15 protein-coding genes and 2 tRNA genes are annotated in these 18,525 nt (G+C 68.6%); 11 read left to right on the top strand and 6 right to left on the bottom strand.

What is annotated here, in order from left to right; translation table 11 throughout:
- Positions 1 to 41: 41 nt before the first annotated feature.
- Complete coding sequence (locus AB0I52_RS18980) at positions 42 to 1,502, bottom strand: amino acid permease (protein ID WP_363073966.1); 1,461 nt, start codon at positions 1,500 to 1,502, stop codon at positions 42 to 44.
- A 228-nt stretch (positions 1,503 to 1,730) separates the two neighbouring features.
- Between AB0I52_RS18980 and AB0I52_RS18975 the strand changes: the two genes are divergently transcribed.
- Both AB0I52_RS18975 and AB0I52_RS18970 read left to right on the top strand, forming a co-directional pair.
- Complete coding sequence (locus AB0I52_RS18975; protein WP_363073964.1) at positions 1,731 to 2,219, top strand: ribose-5-phosphate isomerase; 489 nt, start codon at positions 1,731 to 1,733, stop codon at positions 2,217 to 2,219.
- 89 nt (positions 2,220 to 2,308) lie between these two features.
- The gene (locus tag AB0I52_RS18970) at positions 2,309 to 3,118 is read left to right on the top strand and encodes a DNA-formamidopyrimidine glycosylase family protein (protein ID WP_363073962.1); all 810 of its coding nucleotides are present in this window, start codon (positions 2,309 to 2,311) and stop codon (positions 3,116 to 3,118) included.
- Positions 3,119 to 3,207: 89 nt separating this feature from the next.
- On the opposite strand, the gene AB0I52_RS18965 is transcribed toward AB0I52_RS18970, so the two are convergent.
- Complete coding sequence (locus AB0I52_RS18965; protein WP_363073960.1) at positions 3,208 to 4,440, bottom strand: GNAT family N-acetyltransferase; 1,233 nt, start codon at positions 4,438 to 4,440, stop codon at positions 3,208 to 3,210.
- 105 nt (positions 4,441 to 4,545) lie between these two features.
- Between AB0I52_RS18965 and AB0I52_RS18960 the strand changes: the two genes are divergently transcribed.
- A complete protein-coding gene (locus AB0I52_RS18960) occupies positions 4,546 to 5,691 on the top strand; it encodes a PP2C family protein-serine/threonine phosphatase (protein WP_363073958.1) in 1,146 nt (381 codons plus the stop codon).
- A 50-nt stretch (positions 5,692 to 5,741) separates the two neighbouring features.
- Here AB0I52_RS18960 and AB0I52_RS18955 read toward each other — a convergent pair whose 3' ends face one another.
- The gene (locus tag AB0I52_RS18955) at positions 5,742 to 6,905 is read right to left on the bottom strand and encodes a cation:proton antiporter (RefSeq protein ID WP_363074089.1); all 1,164 of its coding nucleotides are present in this window, start codon (positions 6,903 to 6,905) and stop codon (positions 5,742 to 5,744) included.
- 220 nt (positions 6,906 to 7,125) lie between these two features.
- On the opposite strand from AB0I52_RS18955, the gene AB0I52_RS18950 reads away from it, so the two are divergent.
- The gene (locus AB0I52_RS18950; protein WP_363073956.1) at positions 7,126 to 7,611 is read left to right on the top strand and encodes an HD domain-containing protein; all 486 of its coding nucleotides are present in this window, start codon (positions 7,126 to 7,128) and stop codon (positions 7,609 to 7,611) included.
- A gap of 49 nt (positions 7,612 to 7,660) precedes the next feature.
- On the opposite strand, the gene AB0I52_RS18945 is transcribed toward AB0I52_RS18950, so the two are convergent.
- A complete protein-coding gene (locus AB0I52_RS18945) occupies positions 7,661 to 8,818 on the bottom strand; it encodes an acyltransferase family protein (RefSeq protein WP_363073954.1) in 1,158 nt (385 codons plus the stop codon).
- A gap of 478 nt (positions 8,819 to 9,296) precedes the next feature.
- Between AB0I52_RS18945 and AB0I52_RS18940 the strand changes: the two genes are divergently transcribed.
- Positions 9,297 to 9,491 (top strand): hypothetical protein, encoded by a 195-nt coding sequence (locus AB0I52_RS18940; RefSeq protein WP_363073952.1) that lies wholly within the window; start codon positions 9,297 to 9,299, stop codon positions 9,489 to 9,491.
- Between the two features lie 109 nt (positions 9,492 to 9,600).
- On the opposite strand, the gene AB0I52_RS18935 is transcribed toward AB0I52_RS18940, so the two are convergent.
- Positions 9,601 to 9,674, bottom strand: a tRNA-Gly gene (locus tag AB0I52_RS18935).
- 167 nt (positions 9,675 to 9,841) lie between these two features.
- On the opposite strand from AB0I52_RS18935, the gene AB0I52_RS18930 reads away from it, so the two are divergent.
- The 5 genes from AB0I52_RS18930 to clpX all read left to right on the top strand — a co-directional run bounded on the left by AB0I52_RS18930 (position 9,842) and on the right by clpX (position 14,566).
- Positions 9,842 to 9,918, top strand: a tRNA-Pro gene (locus AB0I52_RS18930).
- Between the two features lie 150 nt (positions 9,919 to 10,068).
- Positions 10,069 to 11,475, top strand: a complete 1,407-nt coding sequence (tig, locus tag AB0I52_RS18925) for a trigger factor (protein WP_363073950.1) — start codon at positions 10,069 to 10,071, stop codon at positions 11,473 to 11,475.
- Between the two features lie 266 nt (positions 11,476 to 11,741).
- Positions 11,742 to 12,347 carry an ATP-dependent Clp protease proteolytic subunit gene (locus tag AB0I52_RS18920; protein WP_363074087.1) on the top strand — a complete coding sequence of 202 codons (606 nt, stop codon included), beginning with the start codon at positions 11,742 to 11,744 and terminating at the stop codon, positions 12,345 to 12,347.
- Positions 12,348 to 12,426: 79 nt separating this feature from the next.
- On the top strand, positions 12,427 to 13,110 hold the full coding sequence (locus AB0I52_RS18915) for an ATP-dependent Clp protease proteolytic subunit (RefSeq protein WP_363073948.1): 684 nt from the start codon (positions 12,427 to 12,429) through the stop codon (positions 13,108 to 13,110).
- Positions 13,111 to 13,267: 157 nt separating this feature from the next.
- Entirely contained in the window at positions 13,268 to 14,566 is a 1,299-nt protein-coding gene (gene clpX / locus AB0I52_RS18910) for an ATP-dependent Clp protease ATP-binding subunit ClpX (RefSeq protein WP_363073946.1), read from the top strand.
- An 81-nt stretch (positions 14,567 to 14,647) separates the two neighbouring features.
- Here clpX and AB0I52_RS18905 read toward each other — a convergent pair whose 3' ends face one another.
- On the bottom strand, positions 14,648 to 15,649 hold the full coding sequence (locus AB0I52_RS18905; RefSeq protein WP_363073944.1) for a hypothetical protein: 1,002 nt from the start codon (positions 15,647 to 15,649) through the stop codon (positions 14,648 to 14,650).
- Between the two features lie 140 nt (positions 15,650 to 15,789).
- Between AB0I52_RS18905 and AB0I52_RS18900 the strand changes: the two genes are divergently transcribed.
- Entirely contained in the window at positions 15,790 to 18,411 is a 2,622-nt protein-coding gene (locus tag AB0I52_RS18900; protein WP_363073942.1) for a valine--tRNA ligase, read from the top strand.
- Positions 18,412 to 18,525 lie beyond the last annotated feature (114 nt).

Raw genomic sequence — 18,525 nt, 5'->3', positions numbered from 1 at the left:
CCTCCCCGGTATACCTGACAGGGACCGTCAGGTATGGGTGATCAGTTGTCGACGGTCTCCGCCGGGGCGCCGTCGCGGCGCCGGCGCGCCTCACGCACCAGCGAGACGGCCACCACCAGGACCGCGACCAGCAGCGAGAGCAGGACCTGCTCGCGTCCGGCGTCATCGGTCAGCATGTAGACCAGAACGAACGAGATCATCGCGATGGTCGCCCAGGTCAGATACGGGAAGAGCCACATCCGTACGACCAGCTTCTCGGGCGACTCGCGCAGGATGATGCCGCGCATCCGCAGCTGGGTGAAGCAGATGACCAGCCAGACGAACAGGGCGACCGCGCCCGAGGAGTTCAGCAGGAACGCGAAGACGGTGTCCGGCCACTGGTAGTTGAAGAAGACGGCGACGAACCCGAAGACGACCGAGGACAGGATGGCCGCCTGCGGCACGCCCCGCTTGTTGGTCCGGGCGAACGCCTTCGGGGCGTCACCGCGGCCGCCGAGCGAGAAGGCCATCCGGGAGGCCGTGTAGAGGCCGGAGTTGAGGCAGGACAGCACGGCCGTCAGCACGATGACGTCCATCACCTGGCCGGCGTGCGGGATGCCGATCGAGTCGAGCGCGGCGACGTAGCTGCCCTTCTCCATGATCGAGGCGTCGTTCCACGGCAGCAGGGTCAGCACGACGAAGATCGAGCCCAGGTAGAAGACCGCGATTCGCCAGATCACGCTGTTGGTGGCCTTCTGGACGGCGCGCTGCGGGTTCTCCGACTCGCCGGCCGCCAGCGTCACGATCTCACTGCCCATGAAGGAGAAGACCACCATCAGCACCCCGGTGAGGATGGCCCCCGGCCCCTTGGGGAAGAAGCCGCCGGTGTCGGTGAGATGGGCCAGCCCCGAGCCGGCGTTGTCCGACCCCGGCAGCACACCGAAGACGGCGAGCAGGCCGACGATCACGAAGGCGCCGATCGCCACGACCTTGATCCCGGCGAACCAGAACTCGAACTCCCCGTACGAGCCGACCGAGACCAGGTTCGTCGCGGTCAGCACCAGCATCACGATCAGCGCCCAGGCCCACTGCGGGACGCCCGGCACCCAGTTCTCCAGGATCTTGGCACCCGCCGTGGCCTCGACGGCGAGCACCACGACCCAGAAGAACCAGTAGAGCCAGCCGATCGAGAAACCGGCCCAGCGGCCCAGCGCCTGGTCGGCGTAGGCGGAGAAGGAGCCCGACGCCGGACGGGCGGCGGCCATCTCCCCGAGCATCCGCATCACGAAGACGACCATCAGGCCGACCAGTGCGTACGACAGCAGGATGGCCGGTCCGGCGGCGGCGATGCCCGCGCTCGAACCCACGAAGAGGCCCGCGCCGATCACACCGCCGATCGCGATCATCGAGAGGTGACGGTTCTTGAGACCGGCCTGGAGCCCGCCATCGGGCCCCTCGCGGTCCGAACCGTCCGGCCCCTCGGGCTGCCGGCCCGGTTCGGCCAGAGTCGTCTGCGACGTCATGGATCGAATCCTTACGTTTTCGGATCACTCGGTGCGTGTCCGCCGCGGCACGGTGGTGAGCGGCGAGCGTTGCATTGAAGCCCGGTGAACCCCGAAAGCGGAACCCCCTCATCCGCATCGTTGACACGATCATCGCTTCAGCGGCTTCGCGCACACAGGGTCCGCACATCAGGGCCACACCGCACCCCGTCGTCGATTACCCGGCGAAGCTCGTGTCACACTCCTCCCATGCGCGTGTACCTCGGCTCCGACCATGCCGGTTTCGAACTCAAGAACCACCTCGTCGAGTGGCTCAAGGCCCAAGGCCACGAGGCCGTCGACTGTGGTCCCCACATCTACGACGCCCAGGACGACTATCCGCCGTTCTGCCTGCGTGCCGCCGAGAAGACGGCCGCGGACCCGGACAGCCTCGGAATCGTCATCGGCGGCTCCGGCAACGGCGAGCAGATGGCCGCGAACAAGGTCAAGGGCGTCCGCGCCGCGCTCGCCTGGAGCGAGCAGACCGCCGCGCTGGGCCGCGAGCACAACGACGCCAACGTGATCTCCATCGGCGGCCGGATGCACACCGAGGAGGAGTGCACGAAGTTCGTCGAGATCTTCCTCGCCACCCCGTACTCCGGCGAGGAGCGGCACAGCCGCCGCATCGCGATGCTCACGGCGTACGAGAACACCGGCGAGCTCCCCCCGGTCCCGGCCCACCACCCGCAGCAGGGCTGACCGCCCCACGACCTCCCGCTGTGCCGCCGGCCTCCCCGGCGGCACAGCCATGTCCGAACCCCACCGCCTCGACCAGGAGAGCCGCCGCCGTGCCCGAGGGACACACGATCCACCGCCTCGCGGCGGACCACCGGGACAGGTTCGCCGGCCGGCCGGTACGGGTGAGCAGCCCACAGGGCAAGTTCTCCGACAGCGCCGCCCTGCTCGACGGCCGGGTGCTCGGCAGCGTGGACGCGCACGGCAAGCACCTCTTCCTCGGCTTCGAGGGAACCGGCTGGGTCCATATCCACCTCGGCCTGTTCGGCAAGCTCGGATTCGGTACGGCCCCGGCCCCGCCGCCCACCGACACCGTCCGGCTCCGCCTGCTGACCGACGAGCACCACGCGGACCTGCGCGGCCCCACCACCTGCGCACTGATCACCGACGCGGAGAAGCGGGCGATACACGACCGCCTCGGCCCCGACCCGCTGCGCTCCGACGAGGACGGCGAGCGCGCGTGGCTGCGGATCTCCCGGAGCCGGATCACCGTGGCCGCCCTGCTGCTGGACCAGAAGGTCATCGCGGGCGTGGGCAACGTGTACCGCGCGGAGGTGCTGTTCCGGCACGGCATCGACCCGTACCGGCCCGGCAGGGACCTCGCACGCCGCGAGTGGGACGCGATCTGGGCGGACCTGGGCGAGCTGATGCGCGAGGGCGTACGAAACAACCGCATCGACACGGTCCGCCCCGCGCACCTGCCCGAGGCCATGGGGCGCCCGCCACGGGTGGACGACCACGGGGGCGAGGTGTACGTCTACCGGCGCGCCCGGCAGACGTGCCACATCTGCGGCACGGAGATCCGCACGGCGGAGTTGTCCGCCCGCAACCTCTTCTGGTGCCCGGGATGCCAGTCCGGCTGACCGCACCGGTGTCCTCAAACGCCGGACGGGCTTGATTGTCCTCAATCGCCGGACGGGCTTGAAAATCCAGCCCGTCCGGCGATTGAGGACTAGAACCCCCGGGGCAACCACGGCGCCACGTCGGACAGGAACGCCGACGACGCCTCCGTGACCGCCCCCGCCCGCAACTCCCGTACCCGCCCGGCCAGGGCCAGCGACCCCAGCGACTCGCCGCCCAGGTACGCCGTCCCCAACTCCCGCACCGACAGCGCCAGATCCGCCGCGTCATCCGTGCGCTTGCACGACGCGCCGCCCTTCGTGTCGGCCGTCAGCCGCCAACGCCCCGCGTTCCAGGGGCAGAACGCGTCCTCCACCTCGAACACCACGTCCACCGGCGCCCGGTAGCTCCGCGCCTCCAGCGCCGCGCCCACGTCCACCAGCCGCACATGGAGCGAATCCCGGAGCCGGACATCGCACCGCCGCACGTCCGACACCAGATGCAGCACCGCGTCGTCCACCGGCCGGTTCCGCGCCTCGATCGTCGACGTCAGGTCGATCCCGAAGAGGAACCGCCACAGCGCCGCGTACGCCGCCGGGTCCAGCGCCCCCAGATCGCTCACCGTGACCCGGCCCTTGGGCCCCGACACGTCCCATTCCGGTTTGATTTGGTATGTCGCGTAACCCACCACCTCGCCGTCCCGCTCGGCCAGCAGACACTGCAACGCCGAACCGCCCTGCCGTGAACTCGCCGGATCGGTGAGCGCCTTGCGCTCCCAGCCCGGACCGTGGGCCGGAGTGCCGGGCCGGCCGGCCACCAGGCGCGCGTACACGCCCTCGCAGGCCGCGACCGCCTCGTCCTCCTTCGCGTACCGCAGCCGGATCGCGTCCGTGCCCTCGGGGACGTTCAGCCGCACCCGGTCCGTGTCGATCGCCAGGGACATCTGGCGGGTCGCCGCCCCGTACCCGTACCGGCCGTAGATCACCGGCTCCGACGCCGTGAGCACGGCGATCGGCTCGCCCAGTGCCCGCACGTCGTCGAGCTGGCGGCGCATCATCGAGGTCAGCAGCCCACGCCTGCGGTGGGTGGCCGCGACACTCACCATCGTCACACCCGCGGCCGGCACCAGCGCCCCGCCCGGAACGGCCACCCGGAAGCTGAACGCCCCTGCCGTGGCGACCACATCGGTGCCGTCCCAGATCCCGACCGAGCGCTCGTGCTCGGTCAGCGACTCCACCAGCTCACGCTCCTCGGGCGACTCGGGGACTCCTCCGAAGGCGAGCTCCAGGCACTCGAACCATTCGTTCCATTCCGACGGCCGCAACACGCGGAGCTCTGTAGTCATATGCCATGCCTACCAGGGGCGCGGCGCGCAAGCGACCCGATTTCGAACGCATTGTCACAGGGGTCCCCCTGCACCGGAGGCCGTCGGGTCGATAAGGTCCCCGCAATGGCCCGACGCGCAGGAGCAGAGACATACCCGGCCCGATTGCGGAAATCGGCACACCGGGTACGCAGCACGCTGCGCAGATCCGGGGTCGACTACTTCCGCGGTGACGGCTCCGACTGGATCGCCCTGGCCGCCCTGCTGCTGGTCATCCCGGCCATCACCTGCGGCACCCTCCTGAACCCCGTGTGGTGTTCACCGACCGCCCTCGTCCTGCCGATCGTCGCGGGCGGCCTGCTGCTGCGGCCCGCCAGCCTGCTCGGCCTGTACGCGGCGGCCGCCGCCGCCCTGATCGTCGAGTCCATCTCGCTCGGCCCGTTCAAGGACGGCACGATCGGGGTCACCCCCGGGACCGTACTGACGGTCGCGGCCTGCGGCTTCTTCGGGCTGGTGCTCGCCCAGTTCCGGGCCAGGGTCGGCGTGCCGTGGCGGCGCGGCGGCACCATGCTCTTCGACCTGCGCGAACGCATCCGGGTCCAGAGCGCGCTGCCCCGGCTCCCGCAGGGCTGGCACCGGGAGATGTCGCTGCGCCCGGCGGGCGGGCAGTCCTTCTCCGGCGACTTCGTCGTCGCGGCCCGCACCAACGGCGGCCGCACCCTGGAGGCCGTGCTCACCGATGTCTCCGGCAAGGGCATGGACGCGGGCTCCCGCGCCCTGTTGCTGTCGGGCGCCTTCGGCGGGCTCCTCGGGTCGCTGCCGCCGCACGGCTTCCTGCCCGCCGCGAACGGCTATCTGCTGCGCCAGGACTGGGACGAGGGCTTCGCCACGTCGATCCATCTGGTCCTGGACCTCGAATCGGGCGACTACGAACTCCTCTCGGCGGGGCATCCGCCCGCCCTCCAACTCCACGCCGGCAGCGGCCGGTGGGAGGAGAAGGCCGCGGAGGGCCCCCTGCTCGGGGTGTACGACGGGGCGGAGTTCGACGCCGTGAAGGGCTCGCTGGCCCCCGGGGACGTACTGATGCTGTTCACCGACGGGCTGGTGGAGACGTCCGAACGGGACATGGCGGAGGGCATCGACCGGCTGACCGGCGAGGCCGACCGCTATGTCTCGACGGGCTTCGAGGGTGCGGCCTGGCACCTCATCGAGGCGTGCGCCAAGGACGTCAACGACGACCGGGCGCTGTTGCTTCTGTCACGTAAATCCTGAACCGTACGCAACTGGCCCGAACCGGGCGTACGTCAACGGCTTTCGGCCCGTCACCGGATCGGGGCGGGTGTGGCGCCGCGTCCGCCCGGAAGGATCCGGGCCAGCCAGTGCGAGCGTCCGGCCATCAGTGGCGCCAGAACCGCGAGGACGAGTACGTACCCGGCGATGAACGGCGCCAGCCGCTCGTCGAGCCCCGCACCCGCCGCCATCGTGGCGAGGATGAGCGCGAACTCGCCGCGCGCCACCAGGGTGGTGGAGATGTTCGCCGCGGCCTGCGGACCGAACCCGTACAGCCTGGCGGTGATTATCCCCGAGAGGACGTTCATGGCGATCGTCAACGCGACGGCGGCCAGCACCGCCCACAGCACGACCGGCAGATCGCCGGGGTTGATGGAGAGGCCGAAGGCGAAGAAGAAGATCGCGCCGAAGGCGTCGCGCAGCGGGTGGACCAGTTTGAGGATCCGTTCCCCCGAGGTGGTGTTGCCGAGCATCAGACCCACCATGAAGGCGCCGATGGCGTCCGCGACTCCGAACCACTCCGAGATGCCGGCCACCAGGACCGCGGCACCGAGGAAGGAGATGACGAGGAGTTCGTCGTCCCGGGTGTTGATCAGCTTGCTGATGAACTTGGTGCCGAACCGGGCGGCCAGGGCCAGCACCAGCAGGAAGCCGAAGGCCTTGCCGCCGTCGACCGCCGCCGCCGCGAGGCTGTCGGCGCCCGAGAGGATGGGCTGGAGGGCCGCCAGGTACAGCGCGAGGAACACGTCGTCGACGACGATGATGCCCAGGATCGGCTGGGTCTCCGGATTGCCGATCCGGCCCAGGTCGACCAGGACCTTGGTGATGATGGCCGACGACGAGATGCCGAGCACCCCGGCGAGGACCAGTGCCTCCGACGTGCCCCAGCCCAGTGCGAAGCCGAATCCGAGCCCGGCGCCGACGTTCAGGACGATATAGGCGCCCCCGGCGAGCGCCATTTTGCGCCCGCCCTCCTTGAGGCCGTCGAGGTGGAACTCCAGGCCGAGGTAGAAGAGCAGCAGCACCAGGCCGAGCGCGGAGAGCATCTCCAGGTCGTGCGGGTCGGCGACGAGGACGATGCCGGGGGTGTGCGGGCCGAGCAGGATTCCGGCCAGGATGAACAGGGGGATGGTCGGCAGTCCGATGCGGCTGCCCACGCGGGCGAGTACGGCGGCGGCGAGGAAGGCGCCGCCCATGGCGATGAGCGTGTCTGCGTGTCCGATGAGCCCGGTCCTTCGCTTGGTCAAGAGAGCGTCAAGAAATCGTCAGTAATTAGTTTACCGAACGATTGACGTTGCAAGTATCGGGCCCCGACCGATGCCCCGACCGATGCCCCGACCGATGCCCGACCGACGTCCCGATCCGTCGGCGGCCGCCGCCCTGAGCCGGGCCGCCGCCCGTCCGTAGAGTCGGGCCATGACGACCCCCCGCGCACAGCTGACCCTGGCCGAAGTCGAGCGCATCGCCCGCGAGGCCCACGCGGGTCAACGGGACAAGGCGGGCCGGCCGTACGCCGAACATCTCGCGGCCGTCGCCGAGGGCGTACGGGCCGGGGGCGGCAGCGACGACCAGATCGCCGCGGCCTGGCTGCACGACGCGGTCGAGGACGACGCGCTGTCGGCGCGGTGGCTGGCCGGGGCCGCGCTGCCGCAGCAGGTGAAGGACATGGTCCTCGCCGTCAGCAAGCGGGACGGCGAGGACCTGCCGGCGTACACCCGCCGCATCCTGGCCACCCCGGGCGCGCTGCTGATCAAGGAGGCCGATCTCGCGCACAACGCCGACCCGGCCCGCCTCGCGGTGCTGGAACCGGCCATCCGTACCCGGCTGGCCGAGAAGTATGCGCAGGTACGGAGCCTGCTCGGGCTCACCGCACCGAATTCGCCCACCGAACAGCGGGATTGAGCCAACACGGCGGAGCCCGGCCCGGATCCGGGCCGGGCTCCGCCTGATCTCAGATCTTGGCGGCGTCCCGTCGGAACGCCCAGTTCATGTCCGGCTCGGTCACGCAGCGCATGACCCGCCGCACCGGAGGCGTGCACAGCAGGCTCACGCCGGCCGCGGCGGCCAGGGTGACGAGCACCAGACCGGTCGGCGAGATCAGCCAGTCGTTACGGTCGAAGAGGCCCGCGTAGCCGGCGCCCTTCACCAGGAACCCGTGCAGCAGATAGCCGCAGATCGTCCCGGCGCCCAGCACCGTGAACCACATGTGGCGGCGCGGGACCAGCGCCAGGAACCCGATGGTGAGCAGCGTCGCGCAGCCGAACAGCGCGAGGGTCATCACGGCGCCGGACCACCACGGGGCGTTCATGTCCTGGGCGCTGGAGTCGCGCAGGAACCAGCCCAGCTGCATCCGGGGCGCCGCCCAGTAGGCGAAGACCGCCGCACCGGCGAACAGCGGCAGGGCCAGCAACCGCACCTCACGGCGCTTGACCATCCGGAAGTGCTCGGGCCTGAGCTGGAGCCCGAGCACGAAGAACGGCAGGAACTGCAACACGCGCGGCAGGTCGAGGTCGTCGCCGATGCTGGGGGCGAACGAGGCGAGGACGGCGATCACGAGCGAGACGGCCAGCGGGTGGCGCAGGTTCTGCCAGATCGGTGTGGTGAGCCGCCAGATGAACAGGGCGGCCAGGAACCAGGTGAGGTACCAGGGCTCCAGCAGGCTGATCGCCGCATCGGGCGAGTCGTTCGCGTACCGCCGGAACAGCGAGTACGCCGTCTCGAACACCACATACGGCACGGCGACCCCCGTGACCAGGCGCTTCACCTTGGCGGGGGTCAGGCTGAACGAACGTGAGAAATAACCGGAAATAATGATGAAGGCCGGCATGTGGAAGGTGTACGTCACCATGTACAGCGCGCGGGCCGCCCTGCTTCCCTCCATGACCGGTACCCATGAGTGCGCCACCGCGACCAGCACGATGGCCAGGTACTTGGCGTTGTCGAAGTAGGCGTCACGCTTCTTCGCGGGTGCGTCCTGCGCGGGCCGTTCCGCCACGGCCACCGCGGAGGGGGAGTCCGGGGTCCTCGCAGGCGCCTGGCGTCTGGGCTCCGACTCCCGGGTCGCCGGGGGGAGCGGGGCCCTGTGAAATACGTTCGGAGCGTGGAACATCTCGAACACCCTAGACGTCTCGATTGCATTTCGTAAAACCGCCATCGGATATCGCGTGTTCCCGGTTGATCGAAAGCCAAACCTTTGATTTTCGCCCGGTATGGGAGCGTTGGTCCTCCTTAAATGGCGCATATCGGGCGGTAGTTGGGGGAGTGAATTACGTCGCATTCGGCCCGTGGAATTCCATGTGAATAAAGTGTGTGGGTAAGGAAACGATCACCGTTGCAGATCATTCCCGGGCCCCGCTCATTGCTGTGCGCGTCCCCCTGTGCCCGCCGTGCGGCTGCTGGGCCGGCGGCCGCGCCGGGGTGTCGAGCACCGGCGCGCAACCGGCGCAAGATGGCGTGATACCGACCGGTCCATGCGTCACCTGGCAGCGACCACAGGGGAGTTGGTGGCACGATGGACGCCAACGGAGGTGTGCACGGCCGCACGCTTCCGGGCCGGCAAGGCGGACCGACCGAGGGTGTGATCAGTCGTGGCCATTTCACTGTCTGTGGTGCTTCTTTTGGCGATCGTCCTCGTGGTCCTGATCCGAGGCGGCTCCATCAAGGCCGGACCCGCGATCGTCGCGGTGCTCTTCGGCTTCTTCCTGGCCTCGACCGGCATGGCGCCGTCGATCCAGAAGTTCATGGACTCGATAGCGCAGAGCATCAACCAGATCAGTTTCTGATCGGGGGCCGCGGATGAGCAGTTGATCCGCGGCCGCTCCGCACCCGGAACGCAGAAGGCCCTGTCCGGCGGTCATCCGAGGAGGATGCCGCCGGGCCGGGCCCGAGGCATGGAGCGGGCGACGGGAATCGAACCCGCGTAGCTAGTTTGGAAGACTAGTGCTCTACCATTGAGCTACGCCCGCATGCAAGCGCACCGCAGGTCACGAGGGCCGCGGCACGAGAAACATCGTAGCGGGTCCCGGGCGTTGCCCGCACACCCGATCGCCGCACCCGGTGTCGCGTTGCGCGATCTCCGAGGGAAAGCGGCCGACGCGCTGCCGCTCGGCATGTACCCTACGTGTCGCACCGACGGGGTGTGGCGCAGCTTGGTAGCGCGTCCGCTTTGGGAGCGGAAGGTCGTCGGTTCGAATCCGGCCACCCCGACCACCGGCAAGCTCGCATTGTGGGAGTTCTACCCCTTGCCGTTACTATGCAAAATGCGTGCCCGTGTGTCTGATGTACCGGGCTCGGTCCGCGAAGCCGCCTCGTGTGCGGTGGAGCAGAACCCCAAGAAGTCAGCCACAAGGAGACCGAACCGTGAAGAGCGCCGTGGAGACCCTGAACCCGACTCGGGTTCGGCTCAGCATTGAGGTGCCCTTCGAGGAGCTCAAGGACAGCCTCGACGCGGCGTACAAGAAGATCAACCAGCAGGTCTCGGTGAAGGGGTTCCGCAAGGGCAAGATCCCCAACCGGGTCATCGACCAGCGGTTCGGCCGTGGTGCAGTGCTGGAGGAGGCCGTCAACGACGCGCTCCCGAAGTTCTACACCGAGGCCGTCAACGAGGGAGAGCTCAACGTCCTCGGACAGCCGGAGGTCGACATCACGGAGCTGAAGGACGGCGAACTGCTGGCCTTCACCGCCGAGGTTGACGTACGCCCCGAGATCGAGATTCCGGACTACTCCGGCATCGAGGTCACCGTCGACGCCCTTGAGGTCAGCGACGAGGACGTCGAGAAGGCCGTGGAGCAGCTCCGCGACCGCTTCGCCTCGACCAACCCGGTCGAGCGCGCCGCCGCCGACGGCGACGTCGTGACGATCGACCTGACCGCCAAGGTCGAGGGCGAGGTCCTTGAGGACGGCGTGGCCGAGGGTGTTTCGTACACCATCGGTTCCGGCGAACTCCTCGAAGGCATCGACGACGCCGTCACCGGCCTGGAGGCGGGTGGCGAGACCACCTTCACCTCCGAGCTGAAGGGCGGCTCCGCCGAGGGCAAGGAGGCCGAGGTCACCGTCAAGGTCACCGCGGTCGCCGCCCGTGAGCTCCCCGAGCTGGACGACGAGTTCGCCCAGATGGCGAGCGAGTTCGACACGCTCGACGAGCTCAAGGCCGACAGCCGCAAGCGGCTGGAGAGCACCAAGCAGTACGACCAGGCCACCCAGGCCCAGGAGCGGGTCCTCGAGGAGCTGCTGAAGCTCGCCGAGGTCCCGATCCCCGAGAAGCTGCTCGCGGACGAGGTCCAGACCCGCAAGCACAACCTTGAGCACCACCAGCTCGGCCAGATGGGTCTCGACCTGGAGAAGTACCTGGAGATCCAGGGCAAGACCCTTGAGGAGTTCGAGGCGGAGACCTCCGAGCAGGCCGTCAAGGGCATCAAGACCCAGTTCATCCTTGACGAGCTCGTCAACAAGGAGAAGCTGAACGTCAACCAGGAGGAGCTCACCGAGCACCTCATGCGGCGCGCGCAGTCCTCCGGCATGAGCCCCGACCAGTTCGCCCAGGCCGTCGTCGAGGGTGGCCAGGTGCCGATGCTCGTCGGCGAGGTCGCCCGCGGCAAGGCGCTGGCCGTGGTCGTCGAGGCCGCCAAGGTCGTCGACACCAACGGTGAGGTCGTCGACCTGGAGGACGACGAGGACGTGGCGGAGGAGGCCACCGAGGCGGTCGAGGCCGCCGAGGGCACCACCGACGCCGTGGCCGACGCGGCCGAGGAGAAGACCGAGGCCTGAGCCCCGACTCTGAACCCGTACGACGGGCTCCGGACGCAACCGCGTCCGGGGCCCGTCGTCGTATCCGCCGGTGGCCCCCACAACCCGTGTGCGGACTGCGGAGCTTGCGCTCCCAGCGAACAGTCGCGGAAGCGGGATGGCGTTGTCCCACCTGCGCGTTAGGGTCCATGAATAGGAAGGGTCGGGGAGTCCCGGCCCACCCGGTACGAAGACGCTGAGACGGCCGGAGCCGTCAGAGACGAGCAGGTGGATACGTGACGAATCTGATGCCCTACGCCGCCGGAGAGCCGTCCCTCGGTGGAGGCCTCGGTGACCAGGTCTACAGCCGACTGCTCGGCGAGCGCATCATCTTCCTCGGTCAGCAGGTCGACGATGAGATCGCCAACAAGATCACCGCGCAGCTGCTTCTCCTTGCCGCCGACCCGGACAAGGACATCTACCTCTACATCAACAGCCCCGGCGGTTCGGTGACGGCCGGCATGGCGGTCTACGACACCATGCAGTACATCCCGAACGACGTGGTCACCATCGGTATGGGCATGGCGGCCTCGATGGGCCAGTTCCTGCTCACCGGCGGCAGCGCCGGCAAGCGTTTCGCGCTCCCGAACACCGACATCCTCATGCACCAGGGTTCGGCGGGCATCGGCGGTACGGCCTCGGACATCAAGATCCAGGCCCAGTACCTGCTGCGCACCAAGCAGCGGATGGCGGAGATCACCGCCCGCCACTCCGGCCAGAGCGTGGAGACGATCATCCGCGACGGCGACCGCGACCGCTGGTACACCGCGGAGGAGGCCAAGGACTACGGCCTCATCGACGAGATCATCACGATCGCGTCGGGCGTTCCGGGCGGCGGCGGCACCGGCGCCTGATCCGGTTCCCACCGGACCGCGTCGCACCGCACCGCATCTCTCGTACGCCGAGAAACCCAGCCCACAGAACGCCACCAGGATGGTGAACACCCACATGAACAACTTCCCCGGCGCCTCCGCGAGCGGCCTCTACACCGGCCCGCAGGTGGACAACCGCTACATCGTGCCGCGCTTCGTGGAGCGCACCTCGCAGGGCGTGCGTGAGTACGACCCGTACGCGAAGCTCTTCGAGGAGCGCGTGATCTTCCTCGGGGTGCAGATCGACGACGCCTCCGCCAACGACGTCATGGCGCAGCTGCTGTGCCTGGAGTCGATGGACCCGGACCGGGACATCTCGATCTACATCAACAGCCCCGGCGGCTCGTTCACCGCGCTCACCGCGATCTACGACACGATGCAGTTCGTGAAGCCGGACATCCAGACGGTCTGCATGGGCCAGGCGGCCTCCGCCGCGGCCGTGCTGCTCGCAGCGGGCACGGCGGGCAAGCGTCTGGCGCTGCCGAACGCGCGTATCCTGATCCACCAGCCGTCCTCGCAGACCGGCCGTGAGCAGCTCTCCGACCTGGAGATCGCGGCCAACGAGATCCTGCGGATGCGGACCCAGCTGGAGGACCTGCTGGCCAAGCACTCCACCACGCCGATCGAGAAGATCCGCGACGACATCGAGCGGGACAAGATCCTGACCGCCGACGACGCCCTGGCCTACGGCCTGGTCGACCAGATCGTCGCGACCCGCAAGACGGCGGCCGGAGCGGCCGCCTGACGTCGGCCTTTACCCCTTGGCACGGCAGGGTCACCCGGCCCCGGCCGTGTGAACCGTGCCAAGGGGGGCCCGAACGGGGGGCCAGGCAAGGTACCGTCGGATAGAGGCACCAGGAGCCGCTGAACCAGGCGTCTCCCAGGCGAAGGGGAAGCACCTCGTGGCACGCATCGGTGATGGCGGCGACCTGCTCAAGTGCTCATTCTGCGGAAAGAGCCAGAAGCAGGTGAAGAAGCTCATTGCGGGACCCGGTGTGTACATCTGCGACGAGTGCATCGATCTCTGCAACGAGATCATCGAGGAGGAGCTCGCGGAGACCTCCGAGGTGCGGTGGGAGGAACTTCCCAAGCCGCGCGAGATCTACGAGTTCCTCGAGGGGTACGTCGTAGGGCAGGAGCCCGCGAAGAAGGCCCTCTCGGTCGCTGTGTACAACCACTACAAGCGGGTCCAGGCCGGGGAGAACGGCGGCGGTGCGAGCCGCGACGACGCGATCGAGCTCGCCAAGTCCAACATCCTGCTGCTGGGCCCCACGGGCTCGGGCAAGACGCTCCTCGCGCAGACACTGGCCCGGATGCTCAACGTCCCGTTCGCCATCGCCGACGCGACGGCGCTGACGGAGGCCGGCTATGTCGGCGAGGACGTCGAGAACATCCTGCTGAAGCTGATCCAGGCCGCTGACTACGACGTCAAGAAGGCCGAGACCGGGATCATCTACATCGACGAGATCGACAAGGTCGCCCGCAAGAGCGAGAACCCGTCGATCACCCGCGATGTCTCCGGCGAGGGCGTCCAGCAGGCCCTGCTGAAGATCCTGGAGGGCACCACCGCCTCCGTACCGCCGCAGGGCGGCCGGAAGCACCCGCACCAGGAGTTCATCCAGATCGACACGACGAACGTGCTGTTCATCGTGGGCGGCGCGTTCTCCGGCCTGGAGAAGATCATCGAGTCCAGGGCCGGCGCGAAGGGTATCGGCTTCGGCGCCACGATCCGCTCCAAGCTGGAGATCCAGGCGAGCGACCAGTTCCAGGAGGTCATGCCGGAGGACCTGGTGAAGTTCGGGATGATCCCCGAGTTCATCGGCCGCCTCCCGGTCCTGACCTCGGTCCACAACCTGGACCGCGAGGCCCTGCTCCAGATCCTCATCGAGCCGCGCAACGCCCTGGTGAAGCAGTACCAGCGGCTGTTCGAACTCGACGGCGTGGAGCTGGAGTTCGAGCGCGAGGCGCTGGAGGCCATCGCCGACCAGGCGATCCTGCGCCAGACCGGTGCGCGCGGTCTGCGCGCGATCATGGAGGAGGTCCTCCAGTCGGTGATGTACGAGGTGCCGTCCCGCAAGGACGTCGCCCGGGTCGTCATCACCTCGGACGTGGTCCGCAACAACGTCAACCCGACCCTGGTCCCGCGCGAGCCGCGGACGATCGGGAAGAACGACGACGGCCGCCACGAGAAGTCCGCGTAGCGGTGGCGTAGAGACGTACGCGAAGGGGCGCCCGGCCAGGTGAACTGGCTGGGCGCCCCTTCGCGTTGCGGTGTGCCGGGATCAGATCTTGGTGCGGGAGGTGTTGTAGAGCTTGGCGGCGAGGGTTGCCGTTTCGTCCTGTGACATCGGCTTGTCCGTCATGGCCCCACCGATGTCGAAGCCGATCACCACACCCGCGGTGCTGTAGTCGGCCCAGATGCAGACCGGCATGGTCATTTCCTTGGGTCCATTGGCCGCCGTGCCGTCGGCTTCGTCATTGATGACCTTGATGTCCTGGCACTTCATCAGCGCGCCCTCGAAATTGGCAGGCGAGGCTTCCTTGGGGCTGCCGACCAGTGACCCCTTGGCGTCCTCGCTCATCGCCGCTTCCTTCTCGGCGTTCTTGAAGGAGCCGTCGATGACCTTCTCGGGGTCCGAGATTTCGCCATAGATACCCTCGAGCATGAGGATCTTCGCGGTGAGCGGGTTCTTCTCCATGTCGCCGCTCACGTACTGTGCGCTGACCTTGTACGGGTTCTTGACGCCCATGGCGTCGGCTTCGGTCTTGTCCTTGCCGGTTACCGCGGTCGCAGGCTTCGCCTTCGAAATGTCCTGCTTGTAGGTGTCCACCGAGGCGGCCGGCGTGAGCTTGTAGCCCTTGGTCGAGTCCGCCACGTCGCCGCTTCCGCCGCCGCCCGACGTCAGGAAGTACACTCCGCCCGCGACGACGGCCAGCGCCACCACAACCGCGCCGATGATCAGGCCGGTCTTCTTCTTCGGCTGCTGGGCCGGGGGGAACGGGGGCTGCTGGCCGTATCCCGGCTGGCCGCCGTACGGGGGAGTGGGGGGCTGCTGGCCGTACGGGCCGGGCTGCTGGGCCTGCGGGTAGCCGTATCCCGGCTGCGGGGGCTGCTGCTGCGGCGGGACGCCCTGAGGGGCCTGCTGCGGGTACCCGTAACCGGGCTGGCCCTGCGGCTGGCCCTGCGGCGGCGGGCCGCCGTAGGGGCCAGGCTGCTGGCCGTACGGTCCGGGCTGGCCCTGGGGCTGCTGTCCGTCGTACGGGCCCGGCTGGTTGAAGCTCATCTGCGGTTTCCCCTGTTCGTCATACTTACGCGTTCCGAACATCCTGACGGAAGGCCCGCGGGGGTGGGGCACCGGGAGGCACACCGTTACTCAACAAACCGGTTTCAGTGCACGACTGTGACGGCCCTAAACTGTGTCGCGTGACCGAGAATGCAGCGCAGCAGCCAGCCAGCAACCCCGAACTGCCGACCCAGTACACGCCGGCCGAGGTAGAGGGGAAGCTGTACGAGCGCTGGGTGGAGCGCGGCTACTTCGAGGCCGACGAGCACAGCGAGAAGCCGCCGTACTCCATCGTCATCCCGCCGCCCAACGTCACCGGCTCCCTGCACCTGGGGCACGCCTTCGAGCACACGCTGATCGACGCGCTGGTCCGCCGCAAGCGGATGCAGGGCTTCGAGGCGCTGTACCAGCCCGGTATGGACCACGCAGGCATCGCCACCCAGAACGTCGTCGAGCGCGAGCTCGGCAAGGAGGGCAAGTCCCGCCACGACCTGGGCCGCGAGGCCTTCGTCGAGCGCGTCTGGCAGTGGAAGAACGAGTCCGGCGGCCAGATCTCCGGCCAGATGCGCCGCCTCGGCGAGGGTGTCGACTGGTCCCGTGAGCGGTTCACCATGGACGAGGGCCTGTCCAAGGCCGTCCAGACCGTCTTCAAGCGGATGTACGACGACGGGCTGATCTACCGCGCCGAGCGCATCATCAACTGGTGCCCGCGCTGTCTCACCGCGATCTCCGACATCGAGGTCGAGTACCAGGAGGACGACGGCGAGCTCGTCTCCATGACCTACGGGGAGGGCGACGAGACCATCGTCGTCGCCACCACCCGCGCCGAGACGATGCTCGGTGACACCGCCGTCGCCGTCCACCCCGACGACGAGCGCTACCGGCACCTGGTCGGCAGGCAGATCAAGCTGCCGCTGACCGACCGTACGATCCCGGTCGTCGCCGACCACCACGTCGACCCCGAGTTCGGCACCGGAGCCGTCAAGGTGACCCCGGCGCACGACCCGAACGACTTCGAGATCGGCAAGCGCCACGACCTGCCCTTCCTCACCGTCCTGGACGAGCGGGCCGTCATCACCGTCCCCGGCCCCTTCCAGGGCCTGGACCGGCTGGAAGCCCGTTCCGCAATCGTCGCCGCCCTGCGCGCCGAGGGCCGGATCGTCGCCGAGAAGCGTCCGTACGTCCACTCCGTCGGGCACTGCTCGCGCTGCAGGACCACCATCGAGCCGCGCCTCTCCCTCCAGTGGTGGGTCAAGGTCGAGCCGCTCGCCAAGGCGGCCGGTGACGCCGTCCGCGACGGCAAGGTCAAGATCCATCCGCAGGAGATGGAGAAGCGGTACTTCGACTGGGTCGACAACCTCCACGACTGGACGATCTCGCGCCAGCTCTGGTGGGGCCACCGCATCCCCGTCTGGTACGGCCCGAACGGTGAGGTCGTCTGCGTCGGACCGGACGACGAGGCGCCCACCGGCGAGGGCTGGACGCAGGACAGCGATGTCCTGGACACCTGGTTCTCCTCCGGCCTGTGGCCCTTCTCCACGCTCGGCTGGCCCGAACAGACCGACAGCCTCGCGAAGTTCTACCCGAACTCCGTCCTGGTCACCGGCTACGACATCCTCTTCTTCTGGGTCGCCCGGATGATGATGTTCGGCCTGTACGTCAACGACGGCGTCCCGCCGTTCGAGACGATCGTGCTGCACGGCATGGTCCGCGACGAGCACGGCAAGAAGATGTCGAAGTCCTTCGGGAACGTGGTCAACCCGCTGGACTGGATGGACAAGTACGGCTCCGACGCGCTCCGTTTCACCCTGGCGCGCGGTGCCAACCCCGGTGTCGACGTCCCGATCGGCGAGGAGTGGGTCCAGGGTTCCGCCAAGTTCTCCAACAAGATCTGGAACGCCACCCGCTTCGCCCTGATGAACGGCGCGACGGTCGAGGGCGAGCTGCCGGCCGTTGGCGAGATGTCGGTGACCGACCGCTGGATCCTCTCCCGCCTCAACAAGACGGTCGCCGAAGTCGACGCGTACTACGACGACTTCCAGTTCTCCAAGCTCAGCGAGGCGCTCCGGCACTTCGCCTGGGACGAGGTCTTCGACTGGTACGTCGAGCTGTCCAAGACCACGTTCTTCGCCGGCGGCCGGGCGGCCGAGGTCTCGGGCCGGGTCCTGGGCGAGGTCCTCGACGTGATGCTGCGCCTCCTGCACCCGGTCGTCCCGTTCGTCACGGAGACCCTGTGGACCGCGCTCACCGGCCGCGAGTCCGTCGTCATCGCGGACTGGCCCAAGGACAGCGGCTTCCGGGACGACGCGGCCGAGAAGGAGATCGAGCTCGTCCAGCAGGTCGTCACCGAGGTCCGCCGCTTCCGCTCCGACCAGGGCCTCCAGCCCGGCCAGAAGGTCCCGGCCGAGCTGGACCTGACCGGTACGCCGCTCGCCGCGCACGAGGCGGCCATCCGCCAGCTGCTGCGCCTCCAGCCCGCCGGTGACGGCTTCCACGCCACCGCGTCGCTGCCGGTCGCGGGCGCCACGGTCGCGCTCGACCTGTCCGGCACGATCGACATCGAGGCCGAGCGCAAGCGCCTGACGAAGGACCTGGGCGCCGCCGAGAAGGAGAAGGCGCAGGCCAACGGCAAGCTGAACAACGAGGCGTTCCTCGGCAAGGCCCCGGACAACGTGGTCGACAAGATCCGTGGCCGGCTCGCCAAGGCCGAGACCGACATCGAGCGCATCACCAGCCAGCTGGCGGCCCTGCCGCAGGCCTGACCCGGCCCGGCCGCACGGAGCCCCCGTACCCCTCGGCCGAGGGGTACGGGCTCGGTGCGGCGTTCCGCGTACTCGGAGACACGGCCGCGACCGGCCTCCTTGATCTCCTTGAGC

The organism is Streptomyces sp. NPDC050423 (assembly GCF_040655445.1).
Classification (GTDB): domain Bacteria; phylum Actinomycetota; class Actinomycetes; order Streptomycetales; family Streptomycetaceae; genus Streptomyces.
Note: the sequence above shows the minus strand (reverse complement) of the source record. Positions and strands in the feature narration are given on the sequence as shown.